Source organism: Halomonas sp. KM007 (assembly GCF_050709225.1).
In the GTDB taxonomy this organism is placed as follows: Bacteria; Pseudomonadota; Gammaproteobacteria; order Pseudomonadales; family Halomonadaceae; genus Vreelandella; species Vreelandella hamiltonii.
Genome location: NZ_CP136131.1, coordinates 3186335 through 3204810, shown reverse-complemented (window position 1 = coordinate 3204810; position 18476 = coordinate 3186335). Strand labels below are relative to the sequence as shown.

Here is an 18476-nt window from a genome sequence, read left to right as displayed (position 1 = left end):
CATCAGCTCCTGTCTTCGGTTGTTGTTTGTTGTTCAAGAATGGCGGCGTAGCGGTCTGCCACGTTCGCCCGTGACGCGCTGACATGGCGACGCATCAACAGCTCGGCCAGCTCGGCATCGCCGGCCTCGATGGCATCGACAATTCGGTGGTGCTCCACGAACGCCCGCTGAGGGCGGGTACCGCTGGCGCTGAACTGCGTGCGATAGAGGCGCACCAGGTAGTAGAGGTCGTCACACAGCAGGTTCATCAACATTTTGTTGTGGCTACCCTGAACGATGCGATAATGGAAATCGAGATCGCCTTCGCGCTGGTAATAGGCTTCACCGCGCTTTAAGTCGCCCTGGCTTTCATGCACCGCCAGTACATCGCGTAAGCCCTGAATCTCCTCAGGTGACATATGCTCGGCGGCCAAGCGAGCAGCCATGCTCTCTAAGGCTTCGCGTACGTCGAAGAGCTCCAGCAGCTCTTTCATGGAGAGTTTGACCACCCGCGCGCCTACGTGGGGCACGCGTTCAATCAAGCGGTGAGCTTCCAGGCGTCGCATGGCTTCACGCAGCGGCCCCCGGGAGATACCGTAGGTTTTGGATAGCCCTGGCTCGGTAATTTTACTGCCTGGCGCTAGCTCGCCGCGCACAATGGCGCTTTGCAGCTGATGAAACACACGCTCGGCCAGTGTGCGTACTTCTGGCGAGACGACGTCGCTGGCGTCGCCGTCCGGCAGTGGTGAAGTGGAAGCAAGTAAGGTCATGGCTAATTGTCGACAATTAAGGAATAATGAAACTTTAACCCTCCCCTTTTCTGGCGTCAACCTCGGAAAATAAGCGTTTTTATTCACCTTTCGTTGCACGCCTGACGAGACCTCCCGCGTAAATGTCTACAATCCCTGTCGCGACCCCCTCTCCCCGCCTGCTTACGTGAGAACGCCGTCGATAAACGCGGCTGGTGTCCTTGGCGCGAGCACCCTAAAATGTGCCGCCCTTTCCGGATTGGCGTTTGCTTCATGACAACGGCGTTGACGATATCCGCTCTGCCCTATTTCTCCCACCCGCTGGCCACCTTTGCCCGATTACGGCAACGGCCAGGGGCGGTGCTGCTGGACAGTGGCCGACCCGTGGCCACCAGCGGCCGTTACGACATTCTCAGCAGCGACCCGCTAGCCACGCTGGAAATCTTCGCAAACCGCCAGGCACAGCTCAGCTCCACCACGTTGTCGCTGCCAGCTCATCTCGACGATGACAGCACAGCGCAACAGCAGTGGCTGCTGGAACAGCTTCCCACGCCCGCTCTCGACAGCGACCTGCCCTTTCTGGGCGGCTTGATCGGCTACTGGAGCTACGACCTGGGCCGCCAAAGCTGTACGGTGCCCAGCCAGCACCCGCCCGCCACCCAACTGCCGCTGGCCCGCCTGGGCCTGTATGACTGGTGCATCACCTTTGACCACGTCACCCGACAAGCCTGGCTGGTGGCCAGCGATGCGCGCCGTCGAGAGGTGTTGGCCTGGCTGGAAGAAGCCCCACCAGCAGGCGAGCCTTTCACGCTGACGCAGCCGTTCAAGGCCCAGCTCAACCAGGCCGAATATACCGAGCGCTTCGATGCCGTACAGCGCTATATCCGCGCCGGTGACTGCTACCAGATCAATCTTGCACAGCGCTTCTCTGCCCGCTACGAAGGGGATGAGTGGCAGGCCTATCTGCAGCTGAGACGCGCCACACCGACGCCTTTCTCGGGGTATATGGCCTGGCAGGGCCAGGCGGTACTGTCGCTGTCGCCCGAGCGCTTCATTCAGTGCCGTGATGGCCGCGTCGAAACTCGCCCCATCAAGGGCACCAGACCCCGCGGCGATACGCCCGCAAAAGACCAGGCGCTAGCCGAGGAGCTGCTCGACAGCTCCAAGGACCGAGCCGAGAACGTGATGATCGTCGACCTGCTGCGTAACGACCTCGGGCGAGTCTGCATCCCCGGTTCGATACGTGTGCCGCAGCTTTGCCAACTGGAAAGCTACCCCAACGTGCACCATCTGGTCAGCGTCGTTCAGGGGGAGTTGGCGGCCGCACACTCACCGCTTTCGCTGCTCACGGCGGCCTTCCCCGGCGGCTCGATCACCGGCGCGCCCAAAATACGCGCCATGCAGATCATCGATGAGCTGGAACCCTGCCAGCGTAGCGTCTATTGCGGAAGCCTGGGCTATATCGACACCCGCGGCAGCATGGACACCTCGATTGCCATTCGCACCATGCTGGCCGATCACGGCAGTCTGCATGTATGGGGCGGCGGCGGATTGGTCGCCGACTCTCAGGCAGACGAGGAGTACACGGAAACCCTCGACAAGATCCGTCACCTGATCAGTGCTCTGGAATAGATCAGCGCGTTGGAATAACAAAGAAGCATTGTTACATCAGAAAGGAATATAAAACCCAAACCAAACGGTATTGGGGCACCACACAGGGCTTTGGTAGCCTAAGGGCATCGCACGCTTTTCAACAGGAAACAGCATGTCCTCAGTTCTCGAAGCCATTCATCAAGAGTACGCCAACGACCCTCAAGGGTTGATCGAGTGGGCGTTTCGTCAGGGCGAGCGCCCTATTTGCACCACCAATTTCCGCCCGTTCGAAGCCGTGATTCTGCACATGGTGACGCAGGTTCGCCCTGATATCCCCATTGTCTGGATGGACAGCGGTTACAACACCGAGGCTACTTACCGGTTTGCCGATGACGTGATTCGACGGCTCGACCTCAACCTGGTGAGCTTTTTACCCCAGCGCACCCGCGCGCACCGGGAGGCCTTGGACGGCCCCATGCCGGGCATCGACGACCCGCGCCATGCGGCGTTCACTCAGGAAGTAAAGATCGAGCCGTTCGAGCGCGCCCTGGCCACCATGCGGCCCGACATCTGGTTCACCGCCCTGCGCGCCGAAGACACGCCCGAGCGGGCCAAGATGCAGTCCGTCAGCCGCAACAGCGACGGCCTGCTGAAAGTGGCGCCGCTACTGAAGTGGACCGCCAAGGACATGTACGAATATCTGCAGGCCCATGACCTGCCCAACAACTTCGACTACTTCGACCCCACCAAGGTGGAAGAGAAACGCGAATGTGGGCTGCACCTGCAGCATTGATATAGCCACCCGACGAGCTCACCGCCCTGCTCACCACACAATGGGGCGGTGAACAGAACGGTGAGTTGGCTTATCAACCCTGAATCACTGGCCGCACTCAATATTCGGGGAGTTCGACACCTTCGAACAGCGCGTGCTCATGGCGAGGCCCTGCCGTGAGCGCTTCATCCACTCGGTCGCGGGTCAGGTGGGGAGCAAAGCGCGCCAGGAAGTCATACATGTACCCGCGCATGAACGTTCCACGACGAATGCCGATCTTGGTGGTGGAGCTGGCAAACAAGTGGCTTGCGTCCAGCGCCACCAGATCATCATCCTGCGTAGAATCCACCGCCATATGGGCCACGATGCCCACTCCCATGCCCAGGCGCACATAGGTCTTGATGACGTCGGCATCGGCAGCCGTCAGCACAACGTTGGGGGTCAACCCCTTGGCCTTGAAGGCATCGTCCAGCTGCGAGCGCCCGGTGAAGCCAAAGACGTAGGTCACCAAGGGATACTCGGCCAGAGCATCAAGGGTGAGCGGCCCCTCCAGCGAAGCGAGCGGGTGCTCCTTGGGTACCAGTATGCAGCGATTCCAGCGGTAGCAGGGCAGCAACACCAGGTCGGTAAACAGCTCCAGCGACTCGGTGGCAATAGCAAAGTCCGCCTGCCCTTCACTCACCATCTGGGCAATTTGCTTGGGCGTACCCTGCTGCATGTGCAGCGCCACATCTGGGTACTTGAGCGTGAATTCGCTGATGATGGGTGGCAAGGCATAGCGGGCCTGGGTATGGGTGGTCGCAATGGCCAGGCTGCCACGGCGCTCGTCGCTGTGCTCCTGGGCTACCTGCTTGATGTTTTCGGCAAGCTTGAGCACTTGCCCGGCCAGCTCGATGATCGACTGGCCAGCGGGGGTGACACGCGTGAGATGCTTGCCACTGCGAGCAAAGATCTCCACGCCCAATTCGTCTTCCAGCAGGCGAATCTGCTTGGAAATACCTGGCTGAGAGGTAAACAGACTCTGGGCAGTTGCTGACACATTCAGGTTATGTCGATTGACTTCCCAGATATAGCGAAGTTGCTGTAGCTTCATATCCTCACCTAATGTTCGATGCTGGGAAACGTCCCAAAACGCCCCGCGCTGCTGCCACTGCGTACCTGCCCGATGCTCGGAGCATGACGCTCAACGAGCATAATTGTGAATAAAAAAACGATCTATAATTCCCATATAGTATAAAAAATCATCGCTATCAGCATCCATTAATTTTTTCTATTTCAGCGTAAAACGCATCTGGAATTTGCCAGCATCCGCCGTGACCGCTAACATCTGGCAACTTGGCGCGGTGAAAGAGCGCTGGTAAATCGCGTATAGACCGTTGCTCCATTTGAGGCAACGTAACTGCAAGAGCAACGCAAACGGGAGAAACAAATGGCTAACAATGTTGATGTCACCAACGCCAATTTTGAGCAAGAAGTCCTCAACGCCGAACAGCCTGTCCTGCTCAAATTCTGGGCCCCCTGGTGCGGCCCATGTAAAGTCATGGCACCTGTGGTCGATGAAGTCGCTGCCGAGCGCGGCGACAATCTGAAAGTCGTCAGCGTCAACGTAGACGATGCACCGGAAATTGCCGCTGAGCAGGGTGTACGTGGCGTGCCCACGGTCATGCTGTTCAAGTCGGGCACCAAGGTCGCTTCGCTGGTCGGCGCGCAGTCCAAGTCGCAACTGACTCAGTTCATCGACCAGAACGCCTGAGCACTTCCAATCACCGCTGGCCTCGCCAGCGGTGATTGCCCCTCCCGCCCTTGCCTGCCCCTACTGCTCCTGCTTATCCCGCTTCAGCGGTGGCCGCCGCGCATCGCCCGGCTGAAGAGTCGAACGGCGCTGCTTGCCAGGCCCTAACAGGTGCGCCATCCAGCGCGTTTGTGGATGACTGTCCAAGGCAATCTTGAGCGTCATGGTCAGCACCACCGACAGCAACATACCCGCCGCGCCGAAAATCCAGCCCCATACCACCAGGGAAAGAAACGCCACGAAGGTGGAAAGCCCCAGCGCCTGCCCCATGACCCGCGGCTCGACCAGATTGCCCAGAATGAAGTTGATGACCAAATAGGCCGACGCCAGCATGAATGCTTGCAGCACACCGCCATCCTGAGACACCAGCAGCAGCAAGACAGGAGGAATGGCCGCCAGAGCAGAGCCAATGTTGGGAATGAAGTTGAGGGCAAAGGCCAGCACCCCCCAGAGCAGCGGGAAATCGACCCCTACCATCAGGCAGGAAAGCCACACCAGAACACCGGTGGCCAGGCTGATGACCGTCTTTACGGCCAGATAGCGCTTCAGGGTCAAGCTGAACTCGCTGAAACGTTTCAGGCTAGGCGCAGGGTTTTCCAACGCGCGCGAGACCTTGTCACGAAAGTGCAGCGTCTCGAACAGCATGAAGATCACCAACAGCGCCACGATGGTGCCCTGCATGAACAGCGAGCCCAGCTCTCCCAGCAGCAGGGCAACCCATGAGCCATCGTCTTCCATGGCAAACATTGAGCTTAGCTGCTCCGGGTTGATCGCCAAGCCATGGGACGCCAGCGTATTGAGCAAATTCCAGTAATGCTCGTACAAGCGCGCCTCGATGTCCGGCAGCGCTTCCACGAAAGTGCCGAAGCTGTTGACCACCAGCAGGCCAATCAGGGAAATGAAGGCCAGTAGCACCAGCAGCGTCAGCATGGCTGCCGTACGCCGACTCAGCCCCCAGCCATGCAGCCACTGCACTGGCGACGTGCACACCACCGCAATGAACACCGCCAATAGCAAAGGCACCAGCAGATCGGCACCTACTTTCATTCCGGCAACGATGACCACCAGCGCGGCCAGCGCCAGGGTAGCGTTAAGTGGAATACTGCGATAATCCTCATCTGACAACTTCGACATAGCCTGATCCTTAGCATGTTATCCGTACATAATGGCTGCTGGCGTGACAATGCACAAACCGTGCACCTATTGAGAAAGACGTCATCACGACTCATTAGCCTGTGAACTTTCCGTGCATCTCTGCTTCAAAGCTGCGGGTAATCACCCAACATTCGCTCTCACGACACATTGGCTCTCTCAGCAAGGAAGTGACTCCATGAACACCCAGCTCAACTCCGTCAATCGGCTGAGCCACCCTGTCAAACGCCTTCGTCATGGCGTGTTGGGAGGCGCCCTGCTCGCGCTATTGGTCGCCCCCATCACCCAGGCGGCCCCCCCTTCCCCTGGCGTCTTCGTGCAAGCGCAGTCGTGGGTCGAAGTCGAGCCCGACAAGGCGACGCTCAGCGCACGCCTGTGGGAACACACCTCTGCCGTGTCTGCCCTGGAAGATACCCGAAGCGATGAGCTGAGCGACGCACGGCAGCGCCTGGAGCAGCGCGCCAGTGAGCTGATTGCGACCATCGAGGAAGCGGGCATCGAGCAGCGCGCCATCACGGCGAGCTCGCTCAACGTCTACCCCGAGTACGTGGCAGGCCCGCGTAGTGAAGACGGCGAGCAGGAGAACCTGATGCGTACGCGTCTCGAACGCCCGTTCAGCGTCGAACTGGCTGACGTAGAACAGCTGGGGGATGTGCTGGACGCGCTGATCGACGCGGGGGTCAATGCCCTGGATGGCGTGCAGTTTGACCTGCACGACCGCGACGCCGCCACCGATGAGGCATTGACCAAGGCACTGGAGAAGGCCCGTCACAAGGCGGACCTGATGGCCACCACCCTTGGCGTGGAGCTGGGCCATGTCCAGCGTATCGAAGAGACCCAGGCGCCCATCTTCCAGCCACGCATGATGGCCATGCGCGCCGAGAGTGACGCCGTGGGTAGCGGTTCAGCCAACGACTATCGCCCCGGCACCATTCGCATCGATGCTGGCGTGAACGTCGAGTGGGCCATTACAGGGCAAGACGCTCCTGACCGCCCAGATAGCGCTGAAGAGGCGCCGGCACGCTAATCGAGCCATCCGCCTGCTGGTGGTTCTCCAATACCGCCAGCAGGCACCGCCCTACCGCCAACCCAGAGCCGTTCAACGTATGCAGCAACAGCGGCTTTTTCGAATCCGGGTGGCGGTAGCGAGCCTGCATGCGACGCGCCTGGAAGTCTTCGCAGTTGGAGACCGACGAAATTTCCCGATAGGTGTTCTGGCTGGGCAGCCACACTTCCAGGTCGTAGGTTTTCGCTGCCCCAAAGCCCATATCCCCTGTGCAAAGCGTCACGACCCGGTAAGGCAGCTCCAGAGCCTGCAGGATCGCCTCGGCATGCTCGCGCATCTCCTCCAGCGCCGCGTAGCTCTTGTCGGGCTCGACGATCTGTACCATTTCGACCTTGTCGAACTGGTGCTGGCGAATCATGCCCCGGGTGTCGCGCCCATGAGAACCGGCCTCGCTGCGAAAACAGGGCGTGTGCGCGGTCAGCTTCATGGGTAGCGCCGACAGCTCGACGATCTCGTCGCGCACAAAGTTGGTCAGCGGTACCTCGGAAGTGGGAATCAGGTGATACTCTCGCTCATCGTCGAGCTTGAACAGGTCTTCGCCAAATTTCGGCAGCTGCCCCGTTCCCATCAGCGAATCGCGATTCACCATGTAGGGCACATAGCACTCTTCATAACCATGCTGCTGGGTTTGCGTATCCAGCATGAACTGGGCCAGTGCACGATGCAGACGCGCAATCGGCCCACGCATGACGGCAAACCGCGCCCCGGTCAGCTTGGCTGCCAGTTCGAAATCCAGATAGCCCGAACGCTTGCCCAGGTCCACATGGTCCAGCACCTCGAAGTCGAACTCACGGGGCGTGCCCCAGCGGTGCAACTCGACATTGTCGTCTTCGTTCTTGCCTTCCGGCACGCTGTCATGGGGCAGGTTCGGAATACCGCTGATGGCATCGTCCCACTCCTCCTGCACCTCAGCCAACTCTTTCTTGGCCTTGTCCAGGCGGTCGCCCAGGTCGCTCACTTCATCCAGCAGCGGCTGAATGTCTTCGCCGTTGGCCTTGGCCTTACCAATCGCCTTGGAACGCATGTTGCGCTCGTTTTGCAGCTGCTCGGTCTGAGTCTGCAGCTCACGACGGCGCGACTCCAGCGCCTGCAGTGCCGCTGTATCGAGTTCGAAGCCCCGCCGGGCCAGTTGTTGCGCCGTCGTCTCCAGATCACCGCGCAGCAGTTTCGGATCGAGCATGAGGTATCCCTTGGCCAGAATTCAATGACACGCGCCGCCCAGGGCGCGACAAAGGCGACCATTGTAGGCAAAAGCGCGGACGGGAGCCATGGCCATTGTACGAGGGAAAAGCGGACATGAAGATTGTAGGCGTTTGGCTATAGCAAAACGCTGCATTTTAAAGCTAAGGTAGTGCAAAGCCTCACCATACTGAGCAACCATAATCTCTCTCGGTCTCGCCAGCGCCAACGGCCAGGCAAGATGCACGCTTGGAGTAGCTGGGGTAAAGTACGCTATTCCCCTATTCGCTCCCAGCAGTGACGGCTCGATTCACTATGATTGCATCTCTGGATACCCGCACGGCCCCCGCTGAACGTTTGAAGGGCCACTACGTCCGCTTCCTCGACGCCCTGCGCGCCCGCGGTTTCGAGGGCGAAATCGCCCCGGACTACGCCAACCGCACCGTGCTGGCCACCGATAACTCGATTTATCAGCGCTTGCCCCAGGCAGCGGTCTTCCCCAAGCACGCCGAAGACCTGGAGCGCCTGGCCAAGCTGGCTGCCGAGCTGCCCCACCGGGAAGTGGTACTGACCCCCAGAGGTGGCGGCACCGGCACCAATGGCCAATCGCTGACCGACGGCATTGTGGTGGACGTTTCCCGCCACATGAACCAGATCCTCGAGATTGACGTGGAAGCACGGCAAGTGCGGGTGCAGGCCGGAGTGGTCAAGGACCAGTTGAACGCCGCTCTGAAACCCCACGGGCTGTTTTTCGCCCCCGAACTGTCGACCTCCAATCGGGCCACCATCGGTGGCATGGTTTCCACCGATGCCAGCGGTCAGGGCAGCTGCGAATATGGCAAGACCCGCCATCACGTACTGGCGCTGGATACCATCCTGCTCGGTGGGCAGCACCTGCACAGCCGCCCGCTGAGCGAGGAAGAGGAGCAGCAAGCACTGGCCGAGGAAAGCGTACTGGGGAAAGTACACCGTACCGCTGCCACCATCATCGACCAGCAGAAGGCGTTGATCGACGCCAAGTTCCCCCCGCTCAACCGCTGCCTGACCGGCTATGACCTGGCCCATCTGCGTGAGGACGGCCAGCTCAACCTGAACAGCCTGCTGTGTGGCTCCGAAGGCTCGCTGGGCTTCCTGAACGAGGCGGTGCTGAACGTACTGCCGATTCCGAAGCACGCAACGCTGGTGAACGTTCGCTATGCCAGCTTCATGGATGCGCTGCGCGATGCCAAGGCGCTGATGGCCAGTAGCGCCCGCCCTACCTCCATCGAGACCGTGGACGACACGGTGCTGCAGCTGGCCATGGAAGATTTCGTCTGGGACAGCGTGGCCGAGTTCTTCCCGGCGGGCAGCACGCCCATACAGGGCATCAACCTGATCGAGTTCAACGACGACGACGCCGATACGCTGGCCGAGCGAGTGGCGGCATTCACCCGGCACCTTGGCCAGGACACCCGCGTCGAGCGGCTGGGCTACACCTTGGCGGAAGGCCGCCCACAAATTCAGAAAGTCTACGCCATGCGCAAGCGCTCGGTGGGCCTGCTGGGCAATGTGCAGGGAGAAAAGCGCCCGCTACCCTTCGTGGAAGATACCGCCGTGCCGCCGGAACACCTGGCCGAGTTCATCGCCGAGTTCCGCGCAGCGCTGGATGCTCGCCAGCTCTCCTACGGCATGTTCGGCCATGTGGATGCGGGGGTGCTGCACGTGCGCCCGGCACTGGACATGAAAGACCCCGAGCAGCAAGCGCTGATTCGGGAGATTTCCGATGAAGTGGTCGCCCTGACCCAGAAATATGGCGGGCTGCTGTGGGGTGAACATGGCAAGGGCGTGCGTTCGGAGTATGGCCCCACCTTCTTTGGTGAGCTGTACCCTTGCCTGCAGCAGATCAAGGCGGCCTTCGACCCGCATAACCAGCTCAACCCTGGCAAGATCGCCTCGCCCGCTGAAAATGCCCCGCTGATCGCCAGACAGAGCGACCCGGAGCTGCTGCGCGTGGATGGCGTAACGATGCGCGGCCAGCTGGACCGCACCATCGACGAACGCGCCTGGCAGGCTTACGACGCAGCGGTTTACTGCAACGGCAACGGCGCCTGCTACAACTACGATGTGGACGACCCCATGTGCCCGTCGTGGAAGGCCACCCGCGACCGCCGACACTCTCCCAAAGGCCGTGCCAGCCTGATCCGTGAATGGCTGCGCTTGCAGTCTCAGGCAGGCATCGACGTGGTCAAAGAGTCGCGCAAGAAGAAGGCCGAACGCAGCTGGGGCTTTATCAAGAGCTTTCCCAAGCGAGTGATGAACACCCTCAGCCGTCAGCAGCACCACGACTACTCCCACGAAGTGTACGATGCCATGGCAGGCTGCCTGGCGTGCAAATCCTGCGCAGGCCAGTGCCCGATCAAGGTCAACGTGCCTCAGTTCCGTGCGCAGTTCCTGGAGGTCTACCACGGCCGCTATTTGCGCCCGCTGCGCGACTACGTGATCGGGGGCACCGAGTTCATGCTGCCCGCGCTGACCAGGATCGCCCCTCTGTATAACGCCGCCTTGGGGCAGCGCTGGGTCACCCAACTGATGCACAAAGGGCTCGGCATCAGCGACTCCCCCACGCTCTCCCGCGCCAGCGTGAAAAAGCAGCTGCGTGCCTGGGGGGTGGCAGAAGCCACGCCTACGTCACTGGCCCTGCTCACCGAACAGCAGTGCGCGCAGAGCGTGATCATCGTGCAGGACGCGTTCACGACTCACTTCGAAGCCAGGCTGGTGATGGATGTCGTAGAGCTGCTGTCGCGGCTGAACCTGCGCGTGTTCGTGATGCCGTTTTCCACCAACGGTAAGCCGCTCCACGTACAAGGCTTTTTAGGTGCCTTCGAGCGCACCGCGGCCAAGCAGGCCAGGCGCCTGCGGGCGCTGAGCGAGTTCGACGTGCCCATGGTAGGCATCGACCCAGCCATGACGCTGACCTATCGCCAGGAGTACGTCAAAGCGCTGGGCAGCGAACAGGTGCCCACGGTGCTGATGCTGCAGGAGTGGCTGGCTACCCGTGTCAACACGCTCAATCCCAGCCCGGTGAAGCTGAATGACCCGGGCTACAAGCTGCTTTCCCATTGCACCGAAAAAACCAACGCGCCGGGCAGCCCCAAAGCGTGGCAGCAGGTGTTTGCTGCCTTTGGCTTGCAGCTGGAGCTGGCCACCACGGGCTGCTGCGGCATGTCGGGTACTTACGGCCATGAAAGCCGTAACGTCGCCACCTCCAAAACCATCTACGCCCAGTCTTGGCAGCCTCAGGTAGAGGCCGAAGAGAACGCAGGCAAGCTGCTGGCCACCGGGTACTCGTGCCGTAGCCAAGTGAAGCGTTACTCAGCGCAAACGCTGGCTCATCCGCTTCAGGCGCTGCTCCACTGCCTGCGTAGCCAATAACCGCCTCGAACCGCAACGCGAAGGGCCTGCTGTCTTCAGCAGGCCCTTTTGGTTTTCCGGCGTTTGCCGCTAATCCGTTAGCTCTCTTCCTGCTGATAAGGCAGCGAAGAGTGGTGAAGCACGATGCGCAGACTGCCCTCGTCATCCAGCTGATAGCCCCAGGTCTTGTCGACCGTGGTGATGTTACCGTCGCTGTCGGTCATGGCCACATGGCCCATGGTGAGAGCCGTATCACCACTGATGAAAATGGCCGCATTGTCGATCTCAACCGCTTGCCAGCCTTTCAGCGCAAAGCCGCTGTCTTCTGCGAAGTCGTCGCTATGGCCCACGAAGTAGGCCAACGCCCCGTCAGCCGTGGTGCGAAAGGTCTGTGGCTCGCTGGCCAGCGTGGGTTTGAAGAGTACCGGGCCCATCTCATAGCCATAGGCTTCGTCGATGATCGTGCTGGCCAGTTCGCGGGCCGCATCGATGCCGTCGTTTTCATAGGTGGTGGCAATCGCCACCAGCGCCTCACCCCACGCCTGCTGAGCCTGCTTCACCTGCTCGGGGGTAATGTCTCCCCCCAGGTGGGTCACTTCGGTGGCCTGGGCCAAAGAAGCGGCGCCAAGCCCTAGTGCAGTACCGAGTAGGATTTTTTTCAACATGGTGTCGTCTCCGTGTATGCGGCGGTTACAGCTGTTGCGATGTGATATGCAACAGGGATGCCGTTCACTATACGGGGCCAACCCTTACATTCAGGTCACCAGAGCATTAACAGAACACGAGTTTTAGATGAATACAAGGTGAATAACCGCCCCGTCACGGGGAGGGCGCGGGGTCCAGACGGTACCCAAAACCGCGCTGGGTCGTGATCAACGACTCCCCGGCGCCGTGCACGTCCAGCTTGCTTCGCAGCCGACGGATGTAGACATTGACGATATTGGTCAGCGGGTCTTCGTGGGCACCCCATACGCTGGCCAGGATCCGTTCTCGGCTGTACAGCTTGCCGGGCGTACTCATCAGCAGTTCGAGGATCGCCAACTCCTTGGGGGTCAGCTCGATTCGCTGGCCGCCCCGGGTCACGCTACGCTGCTCACGGTTCAGGCACAGGTCGCCCACCCGCAGCTCGTTCACTTCCTGGCTGGCCGTATGGCCCCAGGAACGGCGCTGCAGGGCGGCAATGCGCGCCAGCAGCTCCTCGAAAGCAAACGGCTTGACCAGATAGTCGTCGGCCCCGGACTCCAGGCCCGAGACACGATCCTCGATGCTGTCCAGCGCGGTCAGCATCAGAATGGGGAACGCCACCCCGGCCGTGCGCAAGTTGCGACAGATATCGGTACCGGTGATGTCCGGCAGCAGCCGATCCAGAATCACCACCGGCTGCCGATCGGGCTCCCGTGCACACTGCACGAGGTGCAGCAGCGCCACTTGCCCTTCACTGAACGCTTCTACCTGATAGCCTTCGGCTGCCAGGCCTCTGCTCAAGAAATCGCGAATTCTGGGGTCATCTTCGATGACGACTATGTGCATCCTGATTACCTCATGACGCTCAGCGCGGGGCCCGCCTGGGCATGCACCGGCAGTTGCAGCAGCGCCTCACAGCCGCCTTCAGGGGCGGCCCCCAGGCTGAGCGTACCTCCATGTAAACGCGTCAGCAGCATGGCAATGGCCAGCCCGACGCCCTGCCCATCGGGGCGATGCGAGCGCGCCTTCACGCCGCGGTAGCCGCGCTCGAACAGCCGCGGCAGCTCGTCTTCCGCCACCCCGATACCATCATCACGCACCCGCAATGCCCACACTTGCTTGCCTTGCAGCACCTCAGTGGTAGCGCTCACTTCCACCATGCCCCCCGCATGGGAATAGTGCACGGCGTTATCCAGCAAAATACCGAATATCTGCTGTAACCGCTGAGGGTCTCCCAGCACCGTAGCCTGCGCAGTGATATCCCCACACAGGGTGATACCACGCAACCTGCCCAGCGTAGAAGCCTGCTCCATGGCATCGGCCAGCGGCCCGGCTGGGTCCAGCAAATGGCGTTTCACCTGCCACTCGACGATATCGCTGCGTGCCATGGTCAGCAGATCGCTGATCACGTCTGAAAGGCGCTTGGCGTCGCTGGCGATTCGCTCCAGAGCGTGGCGATACTCGGCTTCGCTGCGCGTGCCGCCACGCAGGGTGATCTCGGCTTCCCCACGAATCGACGTGGTGGGTGTGCGCAGCTCGTGGCTGATATCCTCCAGCAGCTGCTGGCGCTGCTGGCCTAATTGGCGCAGGCTATCCAGCGCCGTGGCCAACTCCCGGGTACGCACGGCTACCAGGTCTTCCAGGTGCTGCTGGCGGTCCTGCTCCGTCTGGCGATGTTGTCGCAGCTCGTCGGCCATGAGGTTCATCCGCGTGGCAACATGGCCGAACTCATCGCTCATGCGCTCATCCAGCCGATGGGCAAGATCGCCACGCTGGAACGCCTGGGCACCGTTCACCAGCTCCCGAACCGGCCTCTGCAGGGCACGGGCAAAATAGCCGAACACGGCCATGATGGTCAGCATCAAGGTGAGCGTGGCGCCAACCGCCAGGGTGATCAGCTGCTGCAAGGAGTGGTCGGCGTCGCTGCGCTGTTGCGCCAGCAGCGTGCGCTCCCTGGCCAGCGCATCGTAAAGCACCATGCGCAGGCTCTGGCTGTCGACCAGCTCGAACTGCTCCGCAGCAGGAATCATGGAAGTCGCCAGCACTGCCCGTTCAAGGGCGTGAAACAGTTTATCGAAAGTCGCCAGCGCCGCCTGGCGCTCTTCGACCAGCGCAGCCGTCAGCTCACTGGAGGGCTGCATCCTGGCCGCCAGGCGGTCGCTGTTGACATGCAAACGTTCGAGATGGGTGTGCATCTCGTGAAGAATGAAATCGCGCTCTTGCACGTCGGCAGGCTGATCGCCCTGTTGAGCGTTGGCCAGCCAGGTGCGCAGCTGGTTCTTGCTATCGGAAAACGCCAGAAAACCCGCGTGAAGGTCACTGGAAAGCCTGCCCAGCTCTACCTTCTGGCGGGCACCGTCGATGGCCCACACGGCCACGCCGCCCTGAGCGAGGGTCAGCATGATCAACACCAGCAGTGCCACCAGCAGGCGACGCTGAAACATCGGCAGCTCTCCTGAAAACCGCTTTCCGCAGCGCTTGTTTGACCCCCAGGATCAGAAGAACAGACGCTTCAATGCAAGGCCCGGGTCCTCTTCACGCATGAAGGCTTCCCCTACCAGAAAACCGTTGACGTCGTGATCACGCATGCGCTCCACATCGTCACGGGTATGGATCCCCGATTCGGTGATCACGGTGACGCTGTCCGGAATGCGCGTCAGCAGGTCCAGTGTGGTATCCAGGCGGGTATCGAAGGTATGCAGGTTGCGGTTATTGATGCCGACCAGCTTGAGATTCAGCGCCAGAGCACGCTCGAGTTCATCGGCATCGTGCACTTCGACCAGCACGTCCATGCCCATGGCGTTGGCCTGCTGATGCAGGTCCCGAAGCTTCGCATCGTCCAGCGCCGCCACGATCAGCAGGATACAGTCTGCGCCAATGGCTCGCGCCTCCGTCACCTGATAGCCGTGGGTAATGAAGTCCTTGCGAATGACCGGCAGCTCGCAGGCATCCCGCGCGGCGATCAGATAATCTTCATGGCCCTGAAAAAAGTCGGCATCCGTGAGCACCGACAGACAAGCGGCGCCGCCCTGGGCATAGCTGCGGGCTATGTCGGCAGGATGGAACTTCTCGCGCATGACCCCCTTGGAGGGGGACGCCTTCTTCACTTCGGCAATCACCGCAGGGTCACCCGCCTGGATGCGCTGATTCAACGCCTCGATGAAGCCGCGCGGCGCGCTCTGCTGACCCGCCAGTGCCAACAGGTCCTGTTCGGAAACCGCCTGCTTGCGTTCGGCGACCTCCTGGTCCTTGCGAGCCAGAATGCGCGTGAGAATGGTGGGAGTAGCCTGCTCTGTCATGGCATTGATCATCCTTTGAAAACACTGGTGAAGTGCGAAAGCTCTCTGAGCTTTTCGAGGGGCAATTTGGAGGCCTGCGCATCCTGGGCCACCATCACGCCCTCTTTCAAGCTGTCGGCTATGCCGGCACAGTAGAGCGCGGCACCGGCGTTCAGGGCCACGATATCTGCCGCTGCGCCTTCGCCACTCAGGGCTGCCTTCACTAGCCGCAGGCTATCTTCGGCACTGGAGGCTTTCAGCGCCGCCAGGCTCTGGCGCTCGATGCCCAGCGCTTCGGGGGTAATGGTGTAGCGGGTGATCTCACCCTCTTTCAGCTCGGCCACCTGGGTGGGAGCTGCCAGGGAAATTTCGTCCAGGCCATCATCGGAGTGGACGACCATCACGTGGCGACTGCCCAGTTTGCGCAGCACTTCGGCCATCAGCGGCACCAGTTCGGCGGAATACACGCCCAGCACCTGATTGGGCGCACCGGCCGGGTTGGTCAACGGGCCAAGAATATTGAACAGCGTGCGCACGCCCATTTCACGACGCGGCCCAATCGCATAGCGCATGGCCGGATGGTGGTTGGGGGCAAACATGAAGCCGACCCCCACCTGCTCGATACAGCGCGCCACTTGTTCCGGCTTCAAATCAAGGTAGATGCCCGCGATATCGAACAGGTCCGCACTGCCAGATGACGAGGAAACGCTGCGATTACCGTGCTTGGCCACATGGGCACCGGCTGCCGCCGCCACAAAACTGGCCGCCGTGGAGACATTGAACAGATTGGCGCCGTCACCGCCGGTGCCGACGATATCCACTACGTTATCGGCATGCAGCGTGACGCGCTTCATCAGGTCGCGCATCACCTGGGCGGCGGCGCTGATCTCCTCGGCGCTCTCACCCTTCATGGCCAGCCCTACCAACAGGCCGCCAATTTGTGCATCGGAGGCCTCGCCGGTCATGATCTGGCGCATCAACGCGTGCATGGCATCGAAAGAGAGGTCTTCGCGGCGCATCACCGCGTTAATTGCGTCTCGCATTTGCATGAGCAGATAAGCCCCTAAAGCGTATGAATTTGGCGATCAGCCGCGTCGCAAGAAATTGGCCAATAACGCATGGCCCTGGCGCGTGAGTATCGACTCCGGATGAAACTGCACGCCCTCGACGTCCAGGGTGCGGTGACGAAACCCCATGATGAGCCCCGGCGTCACGTCACTCTCTGCGGTCCAGGCGGTGACTTCCAGGCAGTCGGGCAAGCTGTGCTGGTCGACCACCAGCGAGTGGTAGCGCGTGACTTCCAGCGGATTTTCCAGACCGTCAAACACCCCGGCTCCACCATGTACCACCGCAGACGTCTTGCCGTGCATCACCTGAGGAGCGCGCACCACCTTGCCACCGTATACCTGCCCGATGGCCTGATGACCCAGACAAACCCCCAGAATGGGCAGTCGGCCCGCGAAGTGTTCGATGGCAGCCAGCGAGACGCCCGCCTCATTCGGGGTACATGGCCCCGGCGAAATCACCAGATGGGTAGGCGCCAGTGCTTCCATTTGCGCCAAGGTGATCTCATCATTGCGGTAGGTCATCACCTCGGCATTCAGCTCACCCAGGTACTGGACGATGTTGAAGGTGAAACTATCGTAATTATCGACCATCAATACCCGTTGCATTGCCTTCGCCATCGTCCCACTGACTCCATGACACCCATAGAACTACGTGCCTGGCATGATACCCCAACCAAAGGCCTACTTGCAGTGGCTACTGGCGACTAATGCCAGGGTGACAGGATATCCCTGCCACGCGATGAATAGGCGAGGCAGCGTTCATCGACTACCCTGCATAAGAAGTGGCCGATACTGGCAACACTGCCCAACACTCTTTATGATCTGCTGTTTTTTTAACGGGTTAGGAGCGTGACATGGATAGGCGATTCCCAGGGACGATCACGCTGTTACTCTTGGCACTGCTTGCAGCCCCTCCCGCCTTCGCGACCGCCACCATCAACGTGATTGCATCGTTCTCGATCATCGAGGACCTGGTGAAACGCGTGGCAGGTAGCGACGTGCGCATCGTGACCATCGTGCCGCCCGGCGAGGATGTTCACCGCTGGGAGTTGACGCCTCCCAACGTGCTGGCACTGGAAGAGGCCGATATCGTGTTCTACAACGGCTATGAGCTGGAGCCTTGGCTGCGCCATGTACAGGCCATGGCAGATGACACGCTAACCTTGACCGCCCTGGCGGAAAACGCGGCCATGTCACCGCTGACCATTCCCATGGGCCAGTACAAGGGCAACCCCGACCCGCATATGTGGATGGACCCCAAGGGCGCTGCCGCCTACCTCGATGTGATTGCCGAAACGCTGAGTGAGCACTACCCGCACAAGGCCGACGCCTTCCAGCAACGCGCCGCTGAAGCCAGGGAAGCCTTACTGGCCCTGGACCAGCAGGTACGAGAGCGGCTGCAGGGCATCCCGCAGACCAACCGCACCCTCATCACCAGCGAGGCCTCGATGGGCTACTTTGCACGCGCTTACGAGTTCGAGTACAGCGCCATTTGGGGCATCAATAGCGAAACCCAGGGCAGCGCATCGGCCATGGAGGCGATGAGCATACAGCTCGCTGAGCAGCGCCCTCCCGCGCTCTTTTATGAAAGCACGGTGCCCGACATTCACATGGACGCCTTGGCGAGAGAGTCAGGCCTGGCCCTGGCAGGCCCGCTCTACACCGATACGCTCAGCGAGGCCGATGGCCCTGCCTACAATTACCCTGCCCTGCTGCTGCATAACGCCGAGCTGCTTCACGAGGCGCTGGGGGGCGCCCGCGCCGATCACTGATGC

At 60.9% G+C, this 18476-nt stretch carries 16 protein-coding genes; 6 read left to right on the top strand and 10 right to left on the bottom strand.

The features are described 5' to 3' along the window. Positions 1–2 precede the first annotated feature (2 nt). Positions 3–749, bottom strand: a complete 747-nt coding sequence (locus tag RVM27_RS15195; RefSeq protein WP_287806760.1) for a GntR family transcriptional regulator — start codon at positions 747–749, stop codon at positions 3–5. A 252-nt stretch (positions 750–1001) separates the two neighbouring features. Between RVM27_RS15195 and pabB the strand changes: the two genes are divergently transcribed. Continuing rightward, positions 1002–2360, top strand: coding sequence for an aminodeoxychorismate synthase component I (gene pabB, locus RVM27_RS15190; protein WP_287806761.1), 1359 nt, complete (start codon positions 1002–1004; stop codon positions 2358–2360). A 133-nt stretch (positions 2361–2493) separates the two neighbouring features. Continuing rightward, positions 2494–3114, top strand: a complete 621-nt coding sequence (locus RVM27_RS15185) for a phosphoadenosine phosphosulfate reductase domain-containing protein (protein ID WP_287806763.1) — start codon at positions 2494–2496, stop codon at positions 3112–3114. Positions 3115–3211: 97 nt separating this feature from the next. On the opposite strand, the gene cysB is transcribed toward RVM27_RS15185, so the two are convergent. Next, entirely contained in the window at positions 3212–4186 is a 975-nt protein-coding gene (gene cysB / locus RVM27_RS15180; protein WP_498956928.1) for an HTH-type transcriptional regulator CysB, read from the bottom strand. 336 nt (positions 4187–4522) lie between these two features. Here cysB and trxA point away from each other — a divergent pair, with 336 nt between their 5' ends. Beyond that, a complete protein-coding gene (trxA, locus tag RVM27_RS15175) occupies positions 4523–4846 on the top strand; it encodes a thioredoxin (protein WP_016914369.1) in 324 nt (107 codons plus the stop codon). Positions 4847–4906: 60 nt separating this feature from the next. Here trxA and RVM27_RS15170 read toward each other — a convergent pair whose 3' ends face one another. Continuing rightward, the gene (locus RVM27_RS15170; protein WP_287806768.1) at positions 4907–6019 is read right to left on the bottom strand and encodes an AI-2E family transporter; all 1113 of its coding nucleotides are present in this window, start codon (positions 6017–6019) and stop codon (positions 4907–4909) included. A 196-nt stretch (positions 6020–6215) separates the two neighbouring features. Here RVM27_RS15170 and RVM27_RS15165 point away from each other — a divergent pair, with 196 nt between their 5' ends. After that, positions 6216–7064 carry an SIMPL domain-containing protein gene (locus RVM27_RS15165; protein WP_498956927.1) on the top strand — a complete coding sequence of 283 codons (849 nt, stop codon included), beginning with the start codon at positions 6216–6218 and terminating at the stop codon, positions 7062–7064. Here RVM27_RS15165 and serS read toward each other — a convergent pair. Beyond that, complete coding sequence (serS, locus tag RVM27_RS15160; protein WP_016914373.1) at positions 7006–8283, bottom strand: serine--tRNA ligase; 1278 nt, start codon at positions 8281–8283, stop codon at positions 7006–7008. The genes RVM27_RS15165 and serS overlap by 59 nt on opposite strands. Before the next feature lie 314 nt (positions 8284–8597). Between serS and ydiJ the strand changes: the two genes are divergently transcribed. Next, positions 8598–11693 (top strand): FAD-binding and (Fe-S)-binding domain-containing protein, encoded by a 3096-nt coding sequence (ydiJ, locus tag RVM27_RS15155; protein WP_498956926.1) that lies wholly within the window; start codon positions 8598–8600, stop codon positions 11691–11693. 77 nt (positions 11694–11770) lie between these two features. Here the strand turns inward: ydiJ and RVM27_RS15150 are convergent, their stop codons facing one another. The 6 genes from RVM27_RS15150 to RVM27_RS15125 form a co-directional block, all read right to left on the bottom strand. Further along, complete coding sequence (locus RVM27_RS15150) at positions 11771–12337, bottom strand: metal-independent carbonic anhydrase family protein (protein WP_498956925.1); 567 nt, start codon at positions 12335–12337, stop codon at positions 11771–11773. Between the two features lie 154 nt (positions 12338–12491). Then, positions 12492–13202 (bottom strand): response regulator transcription factor, encoded by a 711-nt coding sequence (locus RVM27_RS15145; RefSeq protein ID WP_498956924.1) that lies wholly within the window; start codon positions 13200–13202, stop codon positions 12492–12494. 5 nt (positions 13203–13207) lie between these two features. Then, a complete protein-coding gene (locus RVM27_RS15140) occupies positions 13208–14800 on the bottom strand; it encodes a sensor histidine kinase (RefSeq protein WP_498956923.1) in 1593 nt (530 codons plus the stop codon). Between the two features lie 51 nt (positions 14801–14851). Next, the gene (gene trpC, locus RVM27_RS15135) at positions 14852–15655 is read right to left on the bottom strand and encodes an indole-3-glycerol phosphate synthase TrpC (RefSeq protein WP_498956922.1); all 804 of its coding nucleotides are present in this window, start codon (positions 15653–15655) and stop codon (positions 14852–14854) included. 8 nt (positions 15656–15663) lie between these two features. Further along, complete coding sequence (gene trpD / locus RVM27_RS15130) at positions 15664–16683, bottom strand: anthranilate phosphoribosyltransferase (RefSeq protein WP_498956921.1); 1020 nt, start codon at positions 16681–16683, stop codon at positions 15664–15666. Between the two features lie 36 nt (positions 16684–16719). Further along, the gene (locus RVM27_RS15125) at positions 16720–17319 is read right to left on the bottom strand and encodes an anthranilate synthase component II (RefSeq protein ID WP_170919477.1); all 600 of its coding nucleotides are present in this window, start codon (positions 17317–17319) and stop codon (positions 16720–16722) included. 236 nt (positions 17320–17555) lie between these two features. Here RVM27_RS15125 and RVM27_RS15120 point away from each other — a divergent pair, with 236 nt between their 5' ends. Further along, positions 17556–18473, top strand: a complete 918-nt coding sequence (locus RVM27_RS15120; protein WP_498956919.1) for a TroA family protein — start codon at positions 17556–17558, stop codon at positions 18471–18473. The last annotated feature ends 3 nt before the right edge of the window (positions 18474–18476 follow it).

Excerpts from the sequence above, each read along its gene's own strand:
- RVM27_RS15145 (WP_498956924.1), bottom strand. The coding sequence starts at position 13,202 with ATGCACATAGTCGTCATCGAAGATGACCCCAGAATTCGCGATTTCTTG.
- RVM27_RS15195 (WP_287806760.1), bottom strand. The coding sequence starts at position 749 with ATGACCTTACTTGCTTCCACTTCACCACTGCCGGACGGCGACGCCAGC.
- RVM27_RS15170 (WP_287806768.1), bottom strand. The coding sequence starts at position 6,019 with ATGTCGAAGTTGTCAGATGAGGATTATCGCAGTATTCCACTTAACGCT.
- trpD (WP_498956921.1), bottom strand. The coding sequence starts at position 16,683 with ATGCAAATGCGAGACGCAATTAACGCGGTGATGCGCCGCGAAGACCTC.
- trpC (WP_498956922.1), bottom strand. The coding sequence starts at position 15,655 with ATGACAGAGCAGGCTACTCCCACCATTCTCACGCGCATTCTGGCTCGC.
- RVM27_RS15140 (WP_498956923.1), bottom strand. The coding sequence starts at position 14,800 with ATGTTTCAGCGTCGCCTGCTGGTGGCACTGCTGGTGTTGATCATGCTG.
- RVM27_RS15120 (WP_498956919.1), top strand. The coding sequence starts at position 17,556 with ATGGATAGGCGATTCCCAGGGACGATCACGCTGTTACTCTTGGCACTG.
- RVM27_RS15125 (WP_170919477.1), bottom strand. The coding sequence starts at position 17,319 with ATGGCGAAGGCAATGCAACGGGTATTGATGGTCGATAATTACGATAGT.
- pabB (WP_287806761.1), top strand. The coding sequence starts at position 1,002 with ATGACAACGGCGTTGACGATATCCGCTCTGCCCTATTTCTCCCACCCG.
- serS (WP_016914373.1), bottom strand. The coding sequence starts at position 8,283 with ATGCTCGATCCGAAACTGCTGCGCGGTGATCTGGAGACGACGGCGCAA.
- RVM27_RS15165 (WP_498956927.1), top strand. The coding sequence starts at position 6,216 with ATGAACACCCAGCTCAACTCCGTCAATCGGCTGAGCCACCCTGTCAAA.
- ydiJ (WP_498956926.1), top strand. The coding sequence starts at position 8,598 with ATGATTGCATCTCTGGATACCCGCACGGCCCCCGCTGAACGTTTGAAG.
- RVM27_RS15185 (WP_287806763.1), top strand. The coding sequence starts at position 2,494 with ATGTCCTCAGTTCTCGAAGCCATTCATCAAGAGTACGCCAACGACCCT.
- trxA (WP_016914369.1), top strand. The coding sequence starts at position 4,523 with ATGGCTAACAATGTTGATGTCACCAACGCCAATTTTGAGCAAGAAGTC.
- RVM27_RS15150 (WP_498956925.1), bottom strand. The coding sequence starts at position 12,337 with ATGTTGAAAAAAATCCTACTCGGTACTGCACTAGGGCTTGGCGCCGCT.
- cysB (WP_498956928.1), bottom strand. The coding sequence starts at position 4,186 with ATGAAGCTACAGCAACTTCGCTATATCTGGGAAGTCAATCGACATAAC.